The 23,729-nt window shown below is 48.6% G+C and carries 18 protein-coding genes; 8 read left to right on the plus strand and 10 right to left on the minus strand.

The annotated features are described in order from the left end of the window. Positions 1–133 precede the first annotated feature (133 nt). Positions 134–508: a hypothetical protein gene (locus NC981_RS05200; protein ID WP_190375505.1), complete on the minus strand. Its 375-nt coding sequence runs from the start codon at positions 506–508 to the stop codon at positions 134–136. Positions 509–929: 421 nt separating this feature from the next. On the opposite strand from NC981_RS05200, the gene NC981_RS05205 reads away from it, so the two are divergent. The 3 genes from NC981_RS05205 (at position 930) to ribD (ending at position 6,221) form a co-directional block, all read left to right on the plus strand. Next, positions 930–4,376: a HEAT repeat domain-containing protein gene (locus NC981_RS05205; RefSeq protein WP_348241812.1), complete on the plus strand. Its 3,447-nt coding sequence runs from the start codon at positions 930–932 to the stop codon at positions 4,374–4,376. A gap of 217 nt (positions 4,377–4,593) precedes the next feature. Next, positions 4,594–5,130 (plus strand): hypothetical protein, encoded by a 537-nt coding sequence (locus tag NC981_RS05210; RefSeq protein ID WP_190375507.1) that lies wholly within the window; start codon positions 4,594–4,596, stop codon positions 5,128–5,130. Continuing rightward, entirely contained in the window at positions 5,130–6,221 is a 1,092-nt protein-coding gene (gene ribD / locus NC981_RS05215) for a bifunctional diaminohydroxyphosphoribosylaminopyrimidine deaminase/5-amino-6-(5-phosphoribosylamino)uracil reductase RibD (RefSeq protein WP_348241813.1), read from the plus strand. The genes NC981_RS05210 and ribD overlap by 1 nt, the downstream gene beginning before the upstream one ends. Here ribD and NC981_RS05220 read toward each other — a convergent pair. The 5 genes from NC981_RS05220 to NC981_RS05240 form a co-directional block, all read right to left on the minus strand. Beyond that, on the minus strand, positions 6,204–6,428 hold the full coding sequence (locus NC981_RS05220) for a hypothetical protein (RefSeq protein WP_348241814.1): 225 nt from the start codon (positions 6,426–6,428) through the stop codon (positions 6,204–6,206). The genes ribD and NC981_RS05220 overlap by 18 nt on opposite strands. Positions 6,429–6,600: 172 nt before the next feature. After that, a complete protein-coding gene (locus NC981_RS05225; RefSeq protein ID WP_348241815.1) occupies positions 6,601–7,557 on the minus strand; it encodes a DUF362 domain-containing protein in 957 nt (318 codons plus the stop codon). A gap of 74 nt (positions 7,558–7,631) precedes the next feature. Then, the gene (locus NC981_RS05230; RefSeq protein WP_348241816.1) at positions 7,632–11,804 is read right to left on the minus strand and encodes a DEAD/DEAH box helicase; all 4,173 of its coding nucleotides are present in this window, start codon (positions 11,802–11,804) and stop codon (positions 7,632–7,634) included. 72 nt (positions 11,805–11,876) lie between these two features. Next, positions 11,877–14,900 (minus strand): hypothetical protein, encoded by a 3,024-nt coding sequence (locus tag NC981_RS05235; RefSeq protein WP_348241817.1) that lies wholly within the window; start codon positions 14,898–14,900, stop codon positions 11,877–11,879. A 266-nt stretch (positions 14,901–15,166) separates the two neighbouring features. Then, on the minus strand, positions 15,167–16,369 hold the full coding sequence (locus tag NC981_RS05240; RefSeq protein ID WP_348241818.1) for an argininosuccinate synthase: 1,203 nt from the start codon (positions 16,367–16,369) through the stop codon (positions 15,167–15,169). Positions 16,370–16,562: 193 nt separating this feature from the next. On the opposite strand from NC981_RS05240, the gene NC981_RS05245 reads away from it, so the two are divergent. The 5 genes from NC981_RS05245 (at position 16,563) to NC981_RS05265 (ending at position 20,188) form a co-directional block, all read left to right on the plus strand. Beyond that, on the plus strand, positions 16,563–17,486 hold the full coding sequence (locus tag NC981_RS05245) for a glycosyltransferase (protein WP_348241819.1): 924 nt from the start codon (positions 16,563–16,565) through the stop codon (positions 17,484–17,486). Between the two features lie 105 nt (positions 17,487–17,591). After that, positions 17,592–18,053, plus strand: a complete 462-nt coding sequence (locus tag NC981_RS05250; RefSeq protein ID WP_348241820.1) for a TspO/MBR family protein — start codon at positions 17,592–17,594, stop codon at positions 18,051–18,053. A 260-nt stretch (positions 18,054–18,313) separates the two neighbouring features. Continuing rightward, positions 18,314–18,601, plus strand: a complete 288-nt coding sequence (locus NC981_RS05255) for a type II toxin-antitoxin system HigB family toxin (RefSeq protein ID WP_348241821.1) — start codon at positions 18,314–18,316, stop codon at positions 18,599–18,601. Further along, on the plus strand, positions 18,601–18,834 hold the full coding sequence (locus NC981_RS05260; protein WP_348241823.1) for a hypothetical protein: 234 nt from the start codon (positions 18,601–18,603) through the stop codon (positions 18,832–18,834). The genes NC981_RS05255 and NC981_RS05260 overlap by 1 nt, the downstream gene beginning before the upstream one ends. A gap of 286 nt (positions 18,835–19,120) precedes the next feature. Next, on the plus strand, positions 19,121–20,188 hold the full coding sequence (locus NC981_RS05265; RefSeq protein ID WP_348241825.1) for a CHAT domain-containing protein: 1,068 nt from the start codon (positions 19,121–19,123) through the stop codon (positions 20,186–20,188). Positions 20,189–20,218: 30 nt separating this feature from the next. Here NC981_RS05265 and NC981_RS05270 read toward each other — a convergent pair whose 3' ends face one another. The 4 genes from NC981_RS05270 to NC981_RS05285 form a co-directional block, all read right to left on the minus strand. Beyond that, the gene (locus NC981_RS05270; protein WP_348241827.1) at positions 20,219–20,932 is read right to left on the minus strand and encodes a carbon dioxide concentrating mechanism protein; all 714 of its coding nucleotides are present in this window, start codon (positions 20,930–20,932) and stop codon (positions 20,219–20,221) included. A 9-nt stretch (positions 20,933–20,941) separates the two neighbouring features. Then, positions 20,942–22,975, minus strand: coding sequence for a ribulose bisphosphate carboxylase small subunit (locus NC981_RS05275; RefSeq protein ID WP_348241829.1), 2,034 nt, complete (start codon positions 22,973–22,975; stop codon positions 20,942–20,944). An 81-nt stretch (positions 22,976–23,056) separates the two neighbouring features. Further along, positions 23,057–23,356 carry a EutN/CcmL family microcompartment protein gene (locus NC981_RS05280; RefSeq protein ID WP_190375520.1) on the minus strand — a complete coding sequence of 100 codons (300 nt, stop codon included), beginning with the start codon at positions 23,354–23,356 and terminating at the stop codon, positions 23,057–23,059. A 6-nt stretch (positions 23,357–23,362) separates the two neighbouring features. Beyond that, positions 23,363–23,704, minus strand: coding sequence for a carbon dioxide-concentrating mechanism protein CcmK (locus NC981_RS05285; RefSeq protein WP_017290237.1), 342 nt, complete (start codon positions 23,702–23,704; stop codon positions 23,363–23,365). Positions 23,705–23,729: the final 25 nt, after the last annotated feature.

Below are 23,729 nucleotides of genomic sequence, written 5' to 3' on the forward strand. Positions count from 1 at the left end.
TCGATCGTCCACTCATCATAATTCGGGAACTGCGATTAAAACATATAAAGAAGTGTAAAGTAAACACTCATAAAAAAGCCCGACCAAAGTCGGGCGTGTCAGACCAGTTCACCGAATGATATTGATGCGAAGCTTATTCGCTGAGTTCACAAGTTAAGGGGCAAGACGCATACACCGAAGTATGCAACGGGTTTTCTTTACCATTCAACCAGCGCAGAAACTCAACTTCTTGAGGATGAATGCCTTTTGCCGTCAACCATGCTGCCGCAAACATAATCCCAAAAGCATGAACGCCAATCACGAGCGCCGATACAAACAGAATCGAGCTAAAAGGCAGAATTGCATTCAATGCAAATGCGGCGACAGCACTTACTGAAACGACTAAAACAAACACCGGAAAACCAATCACAATCATGCAGACAGTCAGTGTAAAGACCCAGATTAAGAAGCTTTTCAAGGTAAACAAGATATGAGAATTTTCCAGGCTTTGACTGTTTGCCAGGGTCATCACTTTACTCCTAAAGATAAGGTTTATTGAAAATGCGAAAACTTTTTCGGTGCGGCTTAACTAACCGCTCTTATGAAAGTCAGTATAGGGAAAAGATTAGAAATGGTGAATAGTAATTAAAGAAAGTTTAAACAATAAATTAATCTATGACGCTCATTGAGTTTAATCACTGATTTTTGCTCTCATCTTGCCCTAAGAATAAATACTTAGCAGAAGGAAGTTTGATCGAACCAGTTAGAGCGCTGCTTTTGCCTGGAAGATCGCGTTATTTAGTCGATCGCTCTGGGAACTATTACGGAGTCAGGGTTGCATCGTGTTTGAAGACTAGGAATTTTACGGATCTTCTCACCGTCAAATTCATCCGCATCCAAATCCGAGTTGTAGCCCTGCATACGATGGATCTCGTTTGCAGGCTTTTTCTATGGCAGCGCACACCCCCAAGATTTTCACATTAGCGAGTCAAGCAACGCTGTTATGTCTGGCGCTAACACTCGCCTCAAGTTCAGGCTCAGCACAAACGACGCCCGCAGAAATCCGCAAGCTGGTAACGACAGAACAATCCGCCGCAGATCTCAAAAAGCGCGGCAAGCCCACGATCGCAGCCCTGATCGCCCTTGCTCAAAACGAGAAAGAACCGCAACGATCGCGCTTGTTTGCAATTGCCAGGTTGGGTGAACTGAACGCCAAAGCTGCAACTCCAGTCTTCATCGAGGCGATCGGTAGTTCATCTAAAGAAATTCGGCTTGCCGCTTTAGCTGCGCTTTCAAAATTAGAAAATCCCGAAAAAAGCGCGATTCCAGCCTTGATGATTGCACTTAAAGACAAAGATGCCGACATTCGTATCGGTGCGACACAAGCCATTGGCAAGTTTGGCAGTGCAGCAAAGGAAGCCGTCCCAGATTTAACTGCCGCACTCGAAGATCCAAATCGCACTGTTCGGATTAAAGCGATTAACGTGATCGCAGAGATTGGAGCCGATGCTAAACCAGCAATTCCTGCGCTCACCGATGCGCTGAATGCACCGGAAAGAGACATGCGACTAGCGGCGATCGTTGCCCTCAGTAAGCTAGGCGCAGATGCCAAATCGGCAGTGCCCATCTTGGCGCAGTTGCTAGCCGACCCAGATGCAGAAATTCGGATGACTACTGCATCGACTTTAGGGGCGTTTGCAGGAGAGGCAGGTGCAGCCGTTCCGCAACTGAGAAGCACTTTGCAGCACCCCGATCGCAAAACTCGATTGTTTGCAGCACTAGCATTAGGGCGAATTGGCGCAGCGGCAAGCGCAGCGGTTCCGGAACTGACTTATCTGCTCAAAGATCTGGATAAAGATGTCCGCTCTAGTGCGGCAACTGCCCTGGGGCGGATCGGAACGAATGCACGATCGACGCTGCCAAAGTTAGTTAATGCACTCAAAGATGAGGATTCAGGAGTGCGGATCAACGCCGCAGTATCCGTGGGACGATTGGCAGGGGTATTGCAGGATAAAGCAGCAAAGCTATCTGCTTCCGAGCTAGTTGCGGCTTACAGCACTCTCGAAACAGCATTGCCTATTCTGGAAAACCCGCAAGCTCAGTTTAACGAAGAAGTTACCGCTACTGTGCGTCGATCGCTCAACGTTCTTAAGAACGAAAAGGATTCGCGGCTATTCGAGCGGGTGTTTGAGTGGTCACAGGCGAATCCCGCAGCCGCATTGATCGCGCTTTATCTGTTATCGATGCCATCGCTGTGGCTCACTGTATTACTCGTTCGTCCCTTATGGTTACTTAAACTAAATAATGCACTACAACCTTATACGGATTTTGAGATTGCGAGTCCTTTAGGCGGCAGTATTAAAATTCCATTGCGGTTCGTGTTGTTTATTGGTTGGCTGCATTATCACCCGCGAGTGTTAGATGCGTGGGTGAAGCAGCAGATTAACGTTGCACGGGAGGCATTTGCTCACAAAAGCACGGTCAGCGATCGCAAGGTGTATATTCCAATTCCGGTGGTGATGGACGGCAACGCGATCGCAGAACTGAGCAGCCATGATTTACACACAACGTTTTGGGACGGGCGGCAGTGTTTATTAATCTGGGGCGAGGGTGGAGTCGGAAAAACGAGCCTCGCCTGTCACTTGGCAAAATGGGCAATGTCAGACGATCCGGATGAGCGCCTAAGCCGGCATCGAATGCTGCCTGTTCTGATCGAGCAGGAACTAGATTTCAAGCTACCCGAAGAGAAGAGTCCGTTCCGTGAGGCAATTCGGGGACAACTGCAAGCCTTGATTGATGCCGCCGATCCACTCTGCGATGAGTTTTTAGAGAAATTGCTGAGACAGCGACGAATTTTGGTGATTGTCGATCGACTGTCTGAACTGAGCGAAGAAACACGCCAGCAAATCCGCCCCGGACATCCTGACTTTCCAGCCAACGCTTTGGTCGTCACCTCGCGGGTTGAAGAAACCTTAGACGAGGTTCCCAAAACAACCGTGAAGCCCCTACGGATCGAAGGAAATCGCTTGTCTTCATTTCTGGAAGCGTATTTGAATCAACGCCACAAGCGGGAATTATTCACAGATGCCGAATACTTTGATGCGTGTAGTCAACTATCGAGAATGGTAGGACAGCGCAATATCACCGTTCTACTGGCAAAGCTTTACGCAGAGCAGATGATCGCGAAAAAAGAGGGCAGTGAGGGCGTTCTGCCGGATAATATTCCGGACTTGATGCTGAGTTATCTCAACGAGCTGAATCGCGATGCAGCAGAAGATGAGCCAGATAATCTCACGGTGCATGAAGACACAAAAATTATTGCTTGGGAATGCCTGAAGCATTTTTATCGTCCGGCTCCAGCGAAACGCGAAGCAATTCTGGATGCGCTGCAAGCTCAAACTGAGGCAGACGAAGAGACCGTAAAAGCAAGGCTCAGGCACCTGGAAAAACGATTGCGAATTGTCCATGCGATCGGCCCTGCCCAAGATCAAATCACATTTTCTCTTGACCCGCTAGCCGAGTGTTTAGCCGCGCTGCATTTAGTAGAACAGTATCAGGACGATCGCACGGCTTGGAGTACCTGGTTGATGCAGGCAGATACCATGCCGGGTGCGCCGGACACGATTCAAGGATTCTTGCTGGCGATGCGGGATTGCTGCTTAACGCGGAGTACCGAGATTGATGTGCCGGATTTTGTTCTCGAAGAACTGGGGCAGCGAGTCGGGCTGAGCGCGGAGGTGTTGCGTAAATCTCAGATCGAGCAACGACTGAGACGCTTAACGCCAATGCTTTCAACCGGAGAGACGATCGCGCGGATTGAAGCGATCCGAGAGCTTGGGGAACTGGGTACGGTATCGAAAAATGTGTTGCCTGCGCTAATTCGAGAGTTTCAGGATCGTGATTGGTGCATCCGGCGGGAAGTGGCACGGACGATCGGGAACATCGGTCCCGAAGCGCGAACTGCAATTCCCGCTTTAGTAGAACGCTTACGCGACGAGGATCGACGAGTCAGCGGAGAAGCGATTGCAACGCTGGGTAAGCTCGGTATTAGCTCACTTCCAGCTTTGATTAGCGCTCTAGACTCGAAAGTGGCTCATGTTCGGAGCAGCGCCGCTTGGGTTTTAGCGAGTTTTAACGCCGCAGCAAAGCCAGCAATCCCCGCCTTGATTGCTGCGCTTAAGGATGAAAATTGGCAAGTTCGATGGGTGGCAGCTTATGCCCTCGGTTGTATCGGGCCAGATGCAAAATCTGCGATTCCCGCGTTGATTGAGTCGTTTCGAGGCGAATATGAGTTGGTTAGCAAGGAAGCTAGTCGGACACTGTGGCGCATTAGCGGCGAAGCAGAAGTCATCGTGGCAGCGCTGGGAGGAACCAACCAAGGGCACGATCGCAACTAAACCTCGCATTCGCTGTAAGAGTAGGGAGAGATATAAAGTGGGACAAGCTTCTCTATCCAATCCTGTAAACCTGTGACTGATCTAGAGCTAATCTTCTTGTAACAAAGTTGTTATAAAACTGATAAAAACAATAATTAAATTCCTCCTTCGGTGCATAGGTAAATCAAGCGAGAGGGTTTAGAATTCAGGGATAAATTGCTATTCCTGAGCTACTCCTGTGTCAGTTACACGGTTCCTCCGCAAAAATGGCTTGATGCGTCGTCAATCTTTCCTTGCCGTGATGGTTTTCCCGGACGAAGCTTCTGTTTTTCAAGCCTACCGCCTGCTCCATTATCACGGCATTTCCCCTGAACACCTTGCGATCGTCGGTACAGGTTACAGCAATCCCGAAAGCGTCGGACTGATGAAGCCGATGCAGCTTGCCGTTCGCAAAGCACGGCTTCTGAGTGTGACCCTTGGAACGATCGGCGCGATCACAGGACTGCTATTCGTCGTTGCAGGTCACATGGGCTGGTTGAGCATTCCAGAGCTGCAAAATCCTTTATTAATTCCGGCGTTGTCGATCGTCAGTGGCTTTTTAGGGGCAGTGATTGGAGCGCTGTTTGGCTTGTTCGGAGAGGGGACGACTGCCAGTATTTATCGTCACCATCTCGATCGGGGTCAGTACTTGCTGATGATCGAAGGCTCAGAGCGGTTGGTACGGTGGGGACAGGAGATTTTGAGCCATTACTCGACTTCTAGCAGTCTGTACTAATGTCGGCAGCGTTTGATCGAGCGATGATGCAGCGCTGCTTGGAGTTGGCGCGAACTGCGATCGGGCGGACAGCCCCGAATCCGATGGTAGGCTGCGTTATTGTGGCGGATGAAGAAATTGTTGGGGAAGGGTTTCATCCGAAAGCGGGAGAGCCACATGCGGAAGTGTTTGCGCTGAGACAGGCGGGAGCGAGATCGCAAGGAGCAACGCTATACGTCAATCTCGAGCCTTGTAATCATCATGGCAGAACGCCGCCTTGCTCGGAAGCCGTAGTTGAAGCGGGAATTCGGCGTGTGGTGGTTGGTATGGTTGATCCGAATCCAAAGGTCGCAGGCAGCGGAATTGCGACTTTGAAACAGGCAGGGATTGAAGTGAGTGTCGGGGTTGAGGAAGCGGATTGTCAGACGCTGAATGAGGCGTTTGTGCATCGAATTTTGCGGCATCGTCCGTTTGGCATTCTCAAATATGCAATGACGCTGGATGGCAAGATTGCCGCAACTAGCGGACATAGCAGTTGGGTGACAGGTGAAGCATCGCGACATCGGGTTCATCAACTCAGAACGATGTGTGACGCGATCGTCATCGGCGGCAATACGGTTCGTAACGATAATCCGCAGTTGACAACCCACGGACTCTCTCAGCATCAACCGCTGCGGGTCGTGATGAGTCGAACTCTCAATCTGCCGCTGAAAGCGAATCTTTGGAATACAGAGAGTGCATCGACGATCGTATTTACTCAGTTGAACGCCGACCAAGCTGTTCAAACGAATCTTATCCAACAGGGTGTTGAGGTCGTGAATTTAGAGGAGTTAACGCCTGATGCGGTGATGATGCAGTTGTACGATCGCGGCTTGAATACGGTGCTGTGGGAATGTGGGGGTATATTAGCAGCTCAGGCGATCGCACAAGGCTGTGTACAAAAAATTTGGGCGTTTGTGGCACCGAAAATTATTGGCGGAAGCGATGCCCCAACGCCGATCGGGAATTTAGGTTTAGAGAAGATGACGGACGCAATTCAGTTAGTGCGAGTGAGGTGGCAAACGATCGAGTCGGATTTATTGATCGAAGGGTATTTAGGCGGGAACGGCTAAGCGATCGGAAGCCAAGTCGCGAATTAAACTCACTCGCGAATGGAGATAGCTTGAGATAAGTTTCATTTCTTCAGAGTTGAGCGGTTGTTGGATACTGAACTGCCGGAGAAGAGACTGAACAAGATGAGCATCATCAAGGTTTAGAAGGTGTGGGGCTTGAGTCGCTTCGACGATTGCCCAGACTTGACGGAGAAGAGTTGGATTCATAAGAACGAAGGATGAGGTTCTTTTACGATACTGAATCTGCCCAGAAGTAGGGTTAGACCTTACAAGCTGCAACAACAGTTATTAAAAGATCATTAAGCCATTACAGCGCGTAATCCAAGGGCCGAACCGCATAAATTTTTCTCATCCTTCGCGTTTTAGCTCATGGTTTGGCTCAGCGATAGGCTGCCATTGGTTCTTTGATGAATCGAATGTAAAGATGCTTGAAGGTGGATTTGAGAACGCGAGGCGCGCCAAAATCGATCGGCATCATCTTGTCAGGGAGTCGCCAGTCTGCGATTTGTAAATCGATCGGGCAAAGGTGCGGAAACTCGATTTCGTCGGTCGTTGAGCAGAGTCCTAAGCGCTGACTTGCGATCAGGGTCGGAACCGCCACCGGATCGACTTTGAGAATGTCAACAATGGCGCGATCGAGCGCAAACACGTTCCGTGATGCCCCCAATACACCTAAATTTCTCGGCTCACCGCCGCTCGGCCCATTGCCTTCATGCCCGATAATGCCGTCAATAATCGTGAGGTCTGGGTTGATCGTGCGAGCCGTTTCGACCAGCATTGTGCCGAAGCGATCGGGATCTTTTCCGGCTTCCATGTGCCACCAAGCTTTCATTTTGCCAGGAACGCAGCCGAACAGATTCTTCACGCCCATTGTTACGGTCAGTTGCACGTGGGATTTTACTTTAGGCAAGTTAATCACGACATCGGCTTCGATCGCTTCCTTGCACAGCAACAAATGATTGAACTCTTCGCCGATCGTTTCGTAGCGTTTGCCTTTGAATTCAACGATCGGCAAGTTGAGCGATTCGGTTAAGGGTAAGTAACCACTGGCTTTGGCAACTCCTAGCGCACTCCCAAACGCAGGGCTATCGCCGAGAAATGGCTTTCCGCCTGCCTCCTGCACCATTTTCGCGACACAGTAGACGATTTCTGGGCGGGTGACGCATTCTTTTCCAGGACGCGCGCCTGTGAGCAGATTCGGTTTGAGCAGAACACGATCGCCGGGTTTGACGATGCCGCCGATTCCTCCGAGCGGTTCGAGTAGGGTTTCGAGGGCTGCGCGGAGTTCAACGAGATCGTAAGATGTGGCACGCAGCAAACTAACGGCAGGTTTCATAGGTCAGTGAGGTGAAGTTTTTTGAATACTGTAACCCTGATTGCTAAAAATTCCAATTTGGAGGAGCGATCGCCCTAACCGGCTTGAATTAGTTGCAGTAGGTCTTCAGTAGAGACCTTGCCGCTAATCTCTGTGCCTTCAAGTAGGCTGTCAGCGAGTTCGCGTTTGTGTTGGTGCAAGTCTACGATTTGATCTTCGATCGTATCTTTCGCCACCAGTCGGTAGATTGTCACCGGACGCTGTTGACCGATGCGATGAGCGCGATCGCTGGCTTGATCTTCAACCGCTGGATTCCACCACGGATCCATGTGAATTACATAGTCCGCAGCAGTCAGGTTCAGTCCAGTTCCTCCTGCTTTCAGGCTGATGAGAAAGACATCCCCGATTCCAGATTGAAACGCATCAATGCGTTTTTTGCGTTCGGGAGTTGAGGTGCTGCCGTCGAGATATTGATAGGCGATCGCTTTTTCGTCCAAATATTCGCGCAAGATATGTAGGTGATCGACAAATTGACTAAAGACTAGAACTTTATGGCAGTTGTCTAATAATTCTTCTAGCACTTCCCCAAATAGCTGAAGTTTTGCACTCGGTAGCGGTGATTTCGGGGTGACTAAGCGGGAATTGCAGCAAGCCCGACGCAGCTTCATCAGTTCCGCCAGCACCTGTAGATGTTTTTGACCTGCGGTAGCATCAGATTCGGCAAGACGTCCGATCGCGCTCTTTCTCAGTGCTTCGTAGAATAGCCGTTCTTCAGTGCTGAGTTCGACGTGCAGCGCAATTTCGGTACGCGAGGGCAACTCCTGTAAAACTTGACTTTTCGTGCGGCGGAGGAGGAAGGGTTGAATGAGTTTTCTTAAGCGAGTGCGGGCTTGTTTGTCCTCAAAGCGTTCGATCGGAACGGCAAATCGCTCGTTAAATTGCTCTAGCGATCCGAGTAATCCAGGATTAATAAATCTGAATAAATTCCATAACTCGCCTAAGTGATTTTCGATCGGTGTTCCCGTTGTAATGAGTTTGAATCCACCTTGTAAATTCATTGCAGCTTGCGATCGCTTCGTTGCAAAATTTTTGATCGATTGGGCTTCATCGAGAATGATCGTTTCCCATTTCACTTTTGCTAACAGTTGCGCCACATCATCTTGCTGAAGTAAGCCGTAACTGCAAATCAGAACGTCGAAAGGTTGTAATCGATCGATGACTTTCTGGCGATCGCCGCTACCGAATTGAATAACATTCAATGTGGGCGCAAATCGATCAATCTCGCTAATCCAATTCAGACAAACCGAAGTAGGGGCAATTACTAGCGTTGCTCCGTTAGCAGCGCGGGTGAGAATAAGCGCGATCGATTGCAAGGTCTTTCCAAGTCCCATGCCGTCCGCTAAGCACGCCCCAACGCCCCAATGCGCCAGTTTTGCCATCCAGCGAAACCCTTCAATTTGATACTCTCTTAATTCTGCCTGTAACGTTGATGGAACGATGGGAGCAAGTGCTTCAACTTCTTTCAATTTCTTGATATGTTGCTGCCAATATTTGTCGGCTTCAAGTTCTCCAACTTCATCCATCCAGTCTTCGATCGCGACTGCTGCTAGGGGATGAAAGCGTGTCTTTTTACCGTGATTCTCTGCGATCGCTCTGAAGTCATCCAGACGTTTGCGAAATTCTTGCGTGAGCGCGAGAAATTGACCATCTTCGAGGCGAATAAATCGGCTGGATGTTTGTCCTAGCAACTCTAGAAGTCGCTGCATTTCCAAGACAGAATCTTCGTCTAATTTCACTTCGCCGCTCGCCTCAAACCAATCGCGCTGGCGCTGAATCTTAAGCTGAAAATCTCCCAATCCAACCTGCTTGCGAATGCGGAACTTCTCGCCTTCGGGATGCGAGATGATCACCCGATCGCCCAATTCTTGCAGTTCAAGCAGCAGTTCTAAACAAGCTTCGGGATCTTCAATCCACCATTCGCTGTCCTCCTCCTCGTACTCTTCTAACGTGCGGCAATCTGCAATAACGCTCTTTGCTAATTTTCGTTCTTGTCTTAGATCGCGTGTCGTTTGCAATCGCTTTCCTTCAACTTCAGCAATCACTGTTTCACCACCCATACCGGGACGGTAGTATGATCCGCCTGTTGCAAACGGACGCACTAACACTGCAACTTTTAGCCCCGTTCCCGCAGGTAGGAGATGAATGTTCGGAGTTGCATCGGCAGGGACTTCTTCCGCACTGACCCCGCCACCGATATCAGAATGGACTGTGACTAGATTAGAAATCGCATGAATGGCGGCAAGGACTTGATCTTTTGCGATCGCAGGCACATCTAACTGATTTTTTGATCCTAGAATCTCAGCGATCCGACGATGCTCTAGAGTCATTTCGATCACCTTGAGTCGCGTCGGGCTTTCTTTCACAACTACAATGCTCTGGTTGTCTTTCACAGCAGGTGATAGTTGCAGCTTTAGATTTTCGTTTCTGCCTTTTTTAACAATCAGTTCGGGTTCCCCTTTCACAATCTCGATGCGCGTGTTGGTATCTTCCCAGAACACATGAGGATGTCCAACCAGTGCCGCGATTGCTCGCTCTCCGAAGCGATAGTCCATCTGTCCGTAGTAGCTACTTGGAGTCGCTTTAAGTTCAGTACAAGCTTTGCGATCTTGTTCAGTGAGGTAAGGAAATTCTTGTAGCGACTTATCTAATCGTCTTAGCGCAATGTTCCGACCTTTGCCCCATTCCCCTCTAGCGTTGATCGATTGTTCACGGGGTTGCAGTAACCATTGATTCTTGAGTAATGTTACAAACCAAGCTAAACGCCGTTCTGCCTCTCCTTTGGTCGGTTTAGCGGGTTCTTTTTGCAAGTTTACCAGTGCGTTTAGACATAGCTCCCAAGGTTGCTGCGATCGTAGTAAATCAATGATGGGTGTAATCGCCATAGATTGCTGCAACTGTTGTGCAACATCGTTAAACTCACCTTTAGGCTTGATCTTAGATAAGAGCAGTGCAGATTCAAGTGCGATCCAATCATAGCCTGCTGCTTTTGCAGTTTGATGGAATGTTTCTAATGAGTTTGTCAACAAGGGTTTAGCAGCATCGGCATCTGCCCAGTAGAGCGCCAATGAGTTCAACAGTGTTTCAAGACTGTGCTGATTGCGGTAAGGCACGAGATCAAAAATCCACTCTTTCTGAGCAATATCACCTTGTTGCAGTTGAATGAGTTTCTCTAGGGTTTCATAGGTCAAACTGAGCCAGTGTTTTGCTTGTCGTCCGCTCGCAGCATAGTTCTTCGCTTCGTCGAGTCGTGCTGAAGAGCCTTCTTTGATCAGCGCCAAAATAAAGAACAATCCAGTTGGGGCTTGGAAGTAAGCTTTGCGTTTTCCAGTCCCTTTTCGCAGCGCCGCAAGCGCGATCGTAAACTGGGCGATCGCAGATTCGGCATTACCTTTGAGAATGTTGAACCATCCCCACAATGCAGCACCACTATCGCGGTATTCTCTTGGTAACTGTTCTAAAACGGCTTCCGCCTCGGTCAGTCTTCCTCTTAATAACAACTGTTCTGCAAGCAATAGAAACTGCCAATTGAACTTTGTTGCTCCCGTTGCACAGTCTTCTTGTAGCAGTTTGAACGCTTCATCTGCTGGAACTAAATGCAAATAAGAATAACTAAGAATTCCAATCAATCCGGCTTGATAGATATCTGGTGTTAAAGACCGAAACCAATCTGGATCAAACGGATTGCTACAAACATCAGATAAGACTTCGTCGATCGTAATCTTCCGCTTTTGATAGCCATATCTGTAATAGTCCTCGAATTGTTGAGCCACAGACTTCATATTATTCTGATAAATTCCAATGCGAACTTCTCGCAGGAATTGGCGCTCGTTGGTGAAGTATCTGGGCCCTGTTTGCCCGTAGCAGTGAATCGGCAAGTGTTGATTGATAGCACTGACGATCTGATTAAATTCTCCTAGTGCAACTGCTTCACGAGTTGCAACCTCCACAATCAACGGATTACATTGTGGCCCTTGACCCGAATACTGAACTAAAAAGCCATCTTGAAATAAGCGATCGAGATGCGACTTAATTCCAGTGGTAGTGTAAGCCTTCCCAGTCTTATCTTTCGTGTCTAACGGATTAAAACAACTCAAAAAAGCGGTGCGGCTCACAGGCTCATAAATCACTGAAAAGACGCGCAGAATTTGGCGCTTGAGCGGATCTAGCTTGCGGTAGCGATCGATTAACTGAGTTTGTTCAGCATCCATTGACATTCAATCTGGGAAATATGGATGCAAATAAGGATAACAAGAAAGCTCGATCGCTGCTCAGAGAGAACTCTAAGAACACGCTGAACGATTACCACTTAATCGACAGCCTGTTTGCATTAATGTTTCTAGATCAAAGTCCCAAATCTTCAAGCCATAGCGATTTCCCACACTTAACAAAGTTTTGCTATCTGAACTAAGCGCAATCTGCTCAATCTGATCTTGAGATCCGAGCAGCGTTTTCAAAAAGGTTCCGTCCTGCATATTCCACAGTCGGATTGTGCGATCGCGACCACCTGATGCAAGAACTTTCCCATCTGCAATAAAACTGATACTTGTGACCGCCGCTTCATGACCGGATAAGGTCTGAGTCGGAACCGTTTCTCGCTCAGAGCTTGCCTTACCCGCTGTCCAGAGCTTAATGGTTGAATCTGATCCGGCTGAAGCGATCGTTTTTCCATCTGGGGTAAATGCGAGATCGTTGATTGCTTGTGCTTCAGAGCGACTCCCGTGAGTTCCAAGCAGAATCGGATTTTGACTGTCGGGATACCAAAGATGAAGAGTATTCGTAAGCGTTCCAGCCGCTAGAATTCGACCATCGGGACTAAAGCGAATGACGCTGGCTGTCGCATTATGGCCTTTGAATGTGTCGAGAATCCGACCTTTGGAAACATTCCAGAGTTTAATCGTTTGATCCGCGCTTCCGGATGCCAACACTTCTCCGTCCGATCGAAAACTGAGTGCCGTTACTGCTTCCGTATGAGCGGAGAGCGTTTGAATCAGAATGCCCTTCTCAATATTCCAGAGCTTAATCGTTTTATCTTGACTTGCAGAGGCTAGACGCTTGCCATCTGGACTAAACACTATCTGGGTAACGGCGGCTTTGTGCCCTTTAAACTCTGCCCGGATTGACTGAGGCTGATTCCCGGCACGTTGCCAGAGTTGAATTGAGTTGTTGCGGGTCACAACGGCAAAGGTTTTTTGATCCGGGCTAAGGCTAGCACTTGAAAGCGAATTGCTCAAAGGAGATAACGGCGGCTCGGATGCTGCGATCGCTTGTTGCAATGTGACGATCGTGCTAATTTTCAGGCTTTCAGGCACAAAATTCCAGGGACGATCGACTTGCTGAAGTTTGTGCCCTGCTTCAAGGGCAGTGCTGAGCGCTTCTCTAGCTTGATTGGCTTCAAGCTGTGTGGTTGCCGCACTTGAGAGATTTTGTATCGTCTCAATTTGCTCACTGCGAGATTGATATAATCCAACTCCCACACCCGCAACTGCAACCACACCGACGATTTTTACTCCGGTTGTCACCATCTTCTGAGTTTTAGGCTTCTGGGTTTGCTCAAGCGTGGATTGTGTGAGATTTCGAGTGGCACGACCGAGGTGCTGCACCGTGGTCGCTGCAATTTGATTTGCTTCTGAGCTTCTCTGACGATAGAGAGCTTGTCCAGAACTTGCAGTCTGAAAAATCGATTGATTCAAGGCGCTAATCTTTGTGGTCGCAGCGCTCTTGAGTTGGACAGCGCGTTGCTTTGAGAGTTGAGCCGTGGTTACTGCAATTTGACCGATCTCGGAGGCGCGTTGCTGATAGAGAGTTTGTCCAGAGCTTGCGGCTTGAGAAATCGATCGATTCAGCGCGCTAATTTTTGTAGTTACGGCACTTTTGAGTTGAGCCGCCCGTTGCTTTGATTGAGTCTGCTGTGCGATCGCAAATTCTCCGGCAGCTTGGGTGGCTTGCACGATCGCACCTTGCAGCGAAGTCAGCGTCGTTCCTGCTTGATTGAAGTGCTGTCTAGCCGCTTCCTGAAGATGTCTAACTTGACGCTCCCCTGTCTTGCGAACAGGTTTAGAAGCAGGCGATTTAACTAGGCTCTTGATCGTTGCAGATTCAACAGGGTTAGACGCGATCGTTGGAAAAGAGGTTACAGGCGTTATCTCAGGTTTAACCCATTCAGCAACAGGTGATATTGCAGTCTGGTCAAGAGCAATGGTTTGAATCGTAGGAATAGTAGGCTCGATCGCGCTTGGTATTGCAGGCTCGACTGGTTCAGCAACACTAGGCTCAGAAACAATCTTCTGAACGATAGGAATCTCAGGCTCGATCGTACTCGGTTTCTCGATCGAGGGCGGAACGATAGTCTCGGTTTCCAGCTGCGGCTGATAGGGCTGAGTAGAGCGAGGAAGCGGGGGGTCAATATTCGGTGCTTCAATCTCTGGAAACAAAAGCTCTAATGGATCTTTAGGCTTAATGCCCAAAACGGTTTGGGCTTGACCAATGCGGACTGGCGTTTGCAGAATGGCTTTAGAAGATCGATTTTTTGTATCGCGGTGCAGCCACTCTATCTGCTGGTTGCTGCGATCGACATAATCCACGGTGCGATCGTGGACATAGTTCCCCAGCACCGAAGTTGTCACAGTTCCCTCTGCGTTTGCAGCCGCTCCCCGCAGTCCTTCGATCAGGAAGTGAGCAAACACTCCATGCCCTAATTCTGGAAACTTCCAAGACTGCTGAATTTCACGCCCAGAGGCATTACAAGAGAGAAGCGCTTGAAATCCAGGATGCTGCATTGCTTGCTGCTGCAACATCTGAATCAACTGCCCAACCGGATTATCCAGCAATTCTGCCGCATCCGTCTGAGCCGTCATTCCGTTCGCGTGCCAGACATCGATCCATAAGACCTGTTGCTTTGCCGCACAATTCCCCAACAGTCCCAACAATCCGATCGCGCTGAGTCCGGTTTGTCGCATTGCATCTTTCTGCGTATCGGCTAAGCAAAATACTGCCTGCTGCAAGCGCAGATCAAGCGCCGCATGACCGCAGAAATAAACAACGACGGTATCTTCTGGCTTTGCCTGCTCGGTGATCGTCTGCAAACTCACCTTCACTTCACTCAAAGAGGGTGCCGCAGCAGCATCGTGATGCACCTGAATCGAAGTATTCGGAAACTCTTGAGTCACATCGACAAACGCATCCGCAAGAGACTGAGTATCGATCGTTGAGTATTGCAAGATCGGAAACTTCCGATCTTCATATCGGCTTACTCCGATCAGTAAAATCCACAGTTTCGCTTGTCCAGTTTTGAGCGTAGATTGCATTATGATGTTGCGCTAGTTCAGAGGTCGTGAAGTGAGATGGACGCACCCAATTTGTTTCGCGGTCTACGATCGATTGTGACCGATCGACATTGGGTGAGTCAAATGCTCAAACTAGCAGCACTGACGGAAAATACTGATTTTTGGCTGAATCACGTTCAGAGATTCACAAACTCTATGTGTAGATAAAGTAATTGTGAATTACACTCCTGAGAAATTACAGCAAATTAGGGACGCTCTTAGAACGCCCCTTTGCAAAATAGATGGTCTTACTTGCGGTGTTGCTGCGACCAAACGCGAGTCGGCAGTCCCCAGACGTAAATAAATCCTTCCGCCGCTTTGTGATCAAACTGATCTTCTGACCCGTAAGTTGCCAAATCGGGCGTGTACAGCGAATTTTCGGACTTGCGACCGACGATCGACGAATTGCCCTTAAACAATTTCACCCGAACCGTACCGCTCACTTTCTCTTGCGTCTTCTGCACAAACGCATCTAGCGCCGACTTAAGCGGACTGTACCACAAGCCGTTATAAATCATCTGCGAGTAGGTTTCTTCGATACCGCGCTTGTAGTGTGTTACATCTGCGGTCAAGGTCAGACTTTCTAGATCTCGATGCGCCTGAATCAATACCAACAACGCAGGCGTTTCGTAGATTTCCCGCGACTTAATTCCGACCAAGCGGTTTTCGACCATATCGATCCGTCCGATGCCGTGATTGCCAACGCGCTCATTCAGTTCGGTGATTAGATCGATCGAGTTGAGCGACCGTCCATCCAAGCTCACAGGAATCCCCATCTCAAAGCCGATTTCGACGTAATCTGGCTCATTCGGCGTTTCCTCGATCGATTTGGTCATCGCGTAGATTTCTTCGAGCGGTTCTGTCCAAGGATCTTCGAGCGGGCCTGCTTCGATACTGCGACCGAGTAAATTGCGATCGATACTATAAGGCGACTTCTTCTTCACCGGAGATGCAATCCCAAAGCGCTCTCCGTAGGCGATCGTTTCCTCGCGGCTCATGCCCCATTCTCGTGCAGGAGCGAGAACTTTCAGATCGGGATTGAGGGCAGCGATCGACACATCAAACCGCACCTGATCATTTCCTTTTCCGGTACAACCATGCGCTACGGCATCGGCTCCATATTCTGCGGCGGCATCTACCAGCAGCTTGGCAATCAAGGGACGCGCTAACGCAGTCGAGAGCGGATAGCGGTTTTCATACAGGGCATTTGCCTGAATCGCCGGAAATGCGTAATCCTTGATAAAGTTGACCTTTGCATCTGCCACCAGCGATACGGATGCGCCCGAAGCCAGCGCTTTCTCGCGAATCGGCTCCAACTCATCCCCCTGTCCTAAATCCGCAGCCAAGGTGATGACTTCTTCGACTCCCCACTCGTGCTTGAGATATGGAATACAAACGGATGTATCGACCCCGCCTGAATAAGCCAGCACAACTTTCTTCGCACGACCCATAAAATTTCCGCTCTCTGTAACGTCAAGACACTCAAGTTTACAATGATGCTGCGAAAGTTCTGTATCACAGATCAGAAGTTGTACAGGATCTAGGTTAAAAATCAATACTGTTTTGAGAAGAGAACCCATTTGGAACTTAATCGGGTTCAACGACGATCGAGGATACTAGGAACGTGCCTTTGAGGAGAATGCTGTGTTTTTGAGTGTTGTGATTCCGACCTACAACCGCAAACCCATCTTAGAAAAGTGCCTCCGAGCGCTCGAATGTCAGCAGTTTTCGGAGTATGAAGTGGTTGTCGTCGATGATGGCTCAACCGATGGCACAGTGGAATGGTTGCGATCGAATGCGGCTGATTTTCCTCACGTTCGCCTGTTCTGTCGGAATCATCAGGGTGCGGCGGCAGCACGAAATTACGGAGTCGAACAAGCAAAAGGCGACACGATCGTTTTTATTGACAGTGATTTAGTGGTGACGGATGTGTTTTTACGATCGCACGTTGAAGCCTTAATTCAAGCACAGAAAGAATTAGGGAGCGATTGCTGCTTTACTTACGGTCGTGTGATTAATACGGCAAATTTCGATGATCCCACTTCTGAACCTTATAAACTGACTGACTTTTCTGCGGCTTATTTTGCGACGGGGAATGTTGCGATCGCGCGTCATTGGCTAATCAAGGCGGGATTATTTGATACAGGATTCAAACAATACGGTTGGGAAGATCTAGAACTCGGTGTACGGCTGAAGAACTTAGGATTAAAGCTCATTAAATGCCCGGAAGCTGTGGGATATCATTGGCATCCTGCGTTCTCTTTAGATCAAATTCCCCGCTTAATCGATGTTGAATTACAACGGGGTCGAATGGGAGTTGTGTTTTATCAGAAACATCCAACTTGGGATGTGCGAATGATGATTCAAATGACCTGGATTCACCGAATCCTGTGGGGCATGTTATCGCTGGGTGGATTGTTGAATGAGAGAACACTTGCGCCTGTGATGCGATCACTAATCAAACAAGGCAAACCTCAACTTGCAGAACAAGTCGCCCGCATTTTCTTAAATTGGTACAACGTCAAAGGTGTTTATGCGGCTTATGCCGAAGTTCAGCACAAGCACTAATATTTTTGCCTAATTTGCTCTCTTTCTAGATTCACTCTTGCGATCGATTCCCGAATGATTAACCTCTGACACAATGCAAGTCAGATGTTTTGGAGCGCTGATCGTATGCTTCCCTCTTGGTTAGTTATTGGTGTTGTCACTTTCCTAATTGCATTAGGAAGCAGCATTCTTCGCCCCAAAGATATCAAATGGTTCAATCGATTGCAGCGCCCTAGATGGCTGACGTTTGAGAAAGCGATTCCGTTGATTTGGACGATCGTTTTTATCTGCGGCGCTTGGTCAGCTTACATCGTCTGGGAAAAGACCCAAAACTGGGGATTAATGGCATTCTATGCATTGATTGAAGTCACGATCGTTGCCTATTCTCCGGTGCTGTTGTGGACAAGAAGCTTACGGAATGGCACGATCGTCGGTGGATTAGGCTTTGTCTTGGGACTGTTTTTAGCGTTTCAAGTTTTATCAATCTCCGGCACAGCAGCGCTCTTACTCTTGCCTTATTTGATTTGGAGTCCGATCGGAACCTACACCACCTGGGAAATGGGAAAACTCAACCCCGAATCGTTCTAAGTCAGAGTCTCCAAACGATTCTAAAGAATACACTCCTTCAAGATCGAGGGGTGCGATCGCATTCCTCGATTGATCAAAGAACGCGAACACCTTCGGCGAGCGAAACACCAACCTTCCAGAGCAAAATCTCCACCTCTAACACCTCAATCCCCACAACGGCGAAACTGATTTAGAAATTAGGCGATCGGTGGAGCGGAGCGATGCCTCCAGCGCACGAGTACGTGACCGCTGTATGATGGAGCGGAAATGAGTCAATTAATATGCACGTCATTACCCGTAAACGGCTTAATGAGTTTGCAAAGCTTCATCCAGATACAAAAACCGCTCTTGCTCAGTGGTACAAAGCTGTCAAACAAGGCGAATTTGCTTCGTTTCTAGAACTCCGTGAGCGATTTCCGTCTGCTGATCAAGTCGGAAAACTCACCATCTTTAACATTGGAGGAAATAAGGTTCGACTGATTGCCGCTATTCATTACAATCGCCAGAAGATTTACATTCGGGCTGTCCTAACTCACGCAGAATATGATGAAGAGAGGTGGAAAGAGTAATGCAAAATCTCAACTTAGAGAAAACAATTACTGCTTGGTCGTCGATCGCTGAAACCGTTTTTGTGCCTCATACAGAACAAGAGTATGAGCGGCTAGTTTCCTTGCTTGATCGTTTGATTGATCAAGTCGGTGAAGATGAGGATCATCCTTTGGCTTCAATGATGGATGTGATCGGAGTTTTAATTGAGAATTACGAGGCTGAGTTTGTTCCAGAGTTAGACGAAGTCGCTTAATTGAGTTTCTTAATCCTCGGACTACTGGACGATCGAGTTCTCTTCGAGAGCCGCGATCGCACCCCTTGATCGACTCAAGAACGCGATCGACCTTCCAGAGCAAAATCACTTCATCCCCAACGCCACAAACCGCGCACCAGCGAGTCGGGTACTGAGTTGGATCGTATAAAACTCAAACTAATGTGTATTAGATATCAAAAGTAATGCAGCCAAAGAGTTATTAGTGCGATGCCAATAATTGAGCAGGAAATTACACTGGAGAAGAATCTAATTACGTGGAACCAGTATGAATAGCGCTGCTTCACCTCGAAAGATTTTAATTTTGGCTTCTAATCCAAAAAATACCTCACATTTGCGTTTAGATGAAGAAGTAAGAGAAATTAACGAGGGACTAAATCGAGCAAAGCATCGTGATCAGTTTGAATTGATTCAGAAGTGGGCAGTACGTTCAAGAGACATTCATCGTGCTTTATTGGATGTAGTTCCAAATATTGTGCATTTCTCAGGGCATGGTGCGGGAGAGAATGGATTAGTTTTCGAGGATGAATCAGGACAGCAAAAATTCGTCACAAAAGATGCTCTATCTGGGCTATTTGAATTGTTTGCTGACCAAGTAGAGTGTGTAGTTTTAAACGGCTGTTATTCTAAAGTCCAAGCGGAAAGCATTGCTCAACATATTCCATACGTGATTGGAATGCAGCAAGCAATTGGCGACAGAGCAGCAATTTCATTCGCTGTTGGTTTTTATGACGCTTTGGGAGCAGGTCGCTCTTTTGACTTCTCATACAGATTGGGTTGCTATGCTATTCAAGTCGAAGGTATCCCAGAGCATTTGACACCAGTACTAATTAATAAGAGAAATATAGAATTTGAATCTTCAATCAAGCAGCGAATAGAAAGAAAATTAAAGCTACCTTTTTTTGACAACATAATTAGACTTGTTCAACAGCGTATTGAATCGCTGTCAGATAGGCAAATAGCTTACTATGTGGCAATCCTTGTGTCAGGAATCGAGGAACGTTTTGCTTTGCGAGATGTAGAAGATTTTTCAGATGGAAAAGCCTTCACTTTCTGGTTTCTTATGAAGGTACTATTACGATTAGATTTGTCACGACAAAGCAAGATCATCAACCATATTGAGAAGCAAGAGTATGAACACGAGAATCTCACCATGCTTGCTGCTTATGACCTAATAGAAGCAGCAGGCGGTGTTTTGGGTGAACATTACTATCAAGATGGTGAGAGTAAAGTGCCGTTGGATGCAGGATGGGAATTACTTGGTCAAGTGTTTAGTAATGATGATTTTTTTGCTGTTGTGAATACTTCATTAGAAGATATCGAACCGCCTCATTAACTACTCAACAAGCCACCTTGTTTGTTTTTGTTAGGATGGATTGCCATTATCGTTTGCTGATCGCTGCCCCGGAAACATCTTACCCAACAATCGATTCACATAAGCTTGCCCATACACCTGCCCATTTTGCGAAGCTGGAGATTCAATTTCATCCGACTCTTGCGCCTCTACTGTCGGCTTTGCTCCATTCACTTCAGCAGCGGTGGTTTGTGGCTTCGCTCCATTTGTTTGAGAAATCTCTTCTATCTGTGGCTTCGAGCCATTATTCTGCCAAACATCCTTCACAAGCTCCGGTTCTTTCACTGCTTCAGGTTGCTTGTTCTCAGGTGGCGGTGGACAGAAACCAGGCTCGTAAACTTCTTCAGTTGGCTCTTCTACCGCAGCCGATCGCAGTTCCTCACACAACAACGACCCCGGAGGCACGATCGACAAACTCGCAATCGATCGATTCATCACCGTTGTCCCCGTACCCACACAAGCACGATCGCCCACGGTCAACTCACCAATCAGCAACACCCCAGCCCCGATGATCACGCCTTCACCGAGTTCGATCGTTCCCTCATGCGCCTGAATCACTGATCCAAGCCCCACACAAACGCTTTGATGAATTACAATCCGACTGCCCGGATCAGCTTGCAGCAAAACGCCTGGTGCGATCGCTGCCCCTGGGTGAACCGTGACATTCCCACTCACATAGTAGTGGGTCGTACTCACGGGCATTAACTGTAGAGGCGGCGATTGCATCAGAGTAAACTACTTACCAGGTTGTTGAATCACCATTTCAGCTACACGCCGCTTTGCTTTCGGATCAATGCCGATTAGGCGCACATATAGACCGGAATAGTTCGCGATCGCTGCTTCAACCTCTAAGATTGCCTCAGCATCACGGTTAGTTTGAATCGAAGTTGCAGTCTGCCAAGAACTGGTTTTATAACGTCGCTGATCCGCGAACTCAACCCCAATCTTGTAGCCCTGACGCACAAGCTGACGAATCTGCTCCACAGTGTCCGGACTTAGACGACCGTTACCATTGCTGGAAGGTGTGTAAAGCGGAGGCTGAGATTTGTAGCTCGAAGGCTCGTTATACATTGGCGGTTCAGAAGCGGCTGAACTGCTGTAACCACTGGCGTTACCGTTAGAAGCATGAGCTTTTCCGGGGCGATGAATCACACTTTCTGCAATTCGCTTTTTCTGTTTTGGATCAACGCCAACCAAGCGGATGTAGTGATCGCGATGCTCGTTGATAAACGAATTGAGAGCCGCGATCGCGCTTTGAGCCGAACCCGCCTGAATCGTTGGCGCACTGTTCCAAGAGCCATACTTAAATCGACGTTCATCTGCAAACTCCAAACCCACCACTGCGCCTTGCGCTAACAGTTGTTGAATTTGCTCTGTTGCATCGCCCGCAAGTGCGCCATCAACCGTGTGATGAACAGCAGGTTGATGATGAGAGGTAACGTGCGAAGTCGGTTGAGCCACAGGCTTTCCATCTGGACGCTGAATAATTGCTTCCAGCATCCGTCGCTTGTTCTGAGTGTCAATCCCGATCAAGCGAACATATTCGCCGCTGTGTTCTGCTAAACATCGCTGTAACTCTGTCATTACTGCGGATTCATTTGTAGTCTGAATCGGGGCGCAGCTTTTCCAGGAACTGGTTTGGAACTGGCGCTTGTCTGCGTGTTCGGTTCCAATCCGACCACCTTTCGATAGAATCTGACGAATCTGAGCTACCACAGTCGGATCAAGTCCGCCGCTACTGTGACCGTTTCCATTCGATGCAGAACCATAGCTCGAAGCCGAACTGTAGCTCGAATTTGCTGCACTATAAGACGGAGCCGAATAGCTCGAACCGCCTGAGAAACTTGTAGGCTTATCACCCGGACGCTGAATAATCGCTTCCAGCACCCGCTTTTTATTCTTCGTATCAATCCCAATCAAGCGAACATACTCACCGCTGTGTTCCGCAAGACAGGATTGTAATTCTGCCAACACAGCCGACTCGCTCGTTGCTTGAATGGGCGCACAACTCTTCCAAGAACTGGTCTGAAACTGCCGCTTATCTGCGTGTTCCATGCCGATTCGGTAGCCTTGCGCTAATAATTGCCGAACGTGGTTAACAACTTCGCCGTTCATAATTGACCCATTTTCTGTAGCGCTACTGCCAGCTTTAATATCTGTCGTGGACTTCGCGGCACTCCGACTCGAAACTGCCGCTTGAGAACTTGTCGTTGATGCAGTGCCGACAATGTAGGAAGCAAAAGCACGATCGCGCTCACTCACTTCCGGTAATCGATCGGCTTGCTGCTGAGTCGTAATCACTGCACCCGACGGCACATACTTCCCAGGCGGCACTTCCACATCTTGAACCAGTGCGTGCATCATAATAATGCACCCATTTCCGATTCGGGCGTTAAACACCGTCGATCGAAAACCAATAAAACAATCATCACCCACATAGGCAGGGCCGTGAATGATCGCCATGTGGGTGATCGCGGTATTGTTTCCAATCCAGACCGAATAGGAATCGCCGTCGTCCCCAACGACTCGCCCCTGCTCCAAGCCGTGAATCATCACCCCATCTTGAACCGTCGATCGCGATCCAATAAAAAAGGGACTGCCTTCATCCGCCCGAATTGAGGTTCCCGGCGCAATCACTACGTTTGCTCCGATCCGCACATCGCCAATCAGATTAGAAAACGAATGCACAGAAGCCGATTGATCGATCTTCGGCTCGGTCAGATTCCGCGACCAGGGTGTAGGCGGAGCCGCATCACTACGGACTGCCATAGCATTTCTCCTAACAAAACCGCACAAGCAAGCTAACTGTGCAGGGAGGAGAATGGAAGGTTCGACCCTAATGATCGAACCCTAGTATTGAGTTCCTTTGTTGTACAGCGGGCGATTATCCACGCTCACCGTATCAATAATGGCGATCACAGCAGCATCGACTGGGCGGTTCTCGCTACCGGGAACCTGCCTCGCTGCGCTGCCGCGACTCACTAATACCCACTCATCGACCCCTGCGCCCACGTTGTCAGCAGCCACTTCATATAGCGGAAGTGGCTGCCCTTCTTCATCGAGAACCTGCACTAAGAGGAATTTTACGCCTCTGAGACTCGGCTCTTTCTGCGTACTGACAACAGTTCCCCGAACTTTTGCAATTTGCATCGGGGACTATGGACGGTTCAGCGGACGGATACCGCTCACGCTTTCACGGAACGGTTCAACTGCCTCGGTATAGCGAATCGGCAGCACGTACTCCAGGTTTTCGTGCGGACGCGCAATGATGTGAGTAGACAGCACTTGTCCACCGTTGACGCGCTTCACATTCTCAATTCCAGCCGCGACCGAAGCTTGCACTTCTGAAACGTCGCCCCGCACAATCACAGTCACCCGACCGCTACCGATTTTCTCGTAACCCACCAAGGTCACACGAGCCGCCTTGACCATTGCGTCTGCGGCTTCCACAACTGCGGGAAACCCTAACGTCTCGATCATGCCAACTGCAATAGCCATTGTAATTCTCCCTTCCAATCAAAAA

This window comes from Leptolyngbya sp. DQ-M1 (genome assembly GCF_039962505.1).
In the GTDB taxonomy this organism is placed as follows: domain Bacteria; phylum Cyanobacteriota; class Cyanobacteriia; order Leptolyngbyales; family Leptolyngbyaceae; genus Leptolyngbya.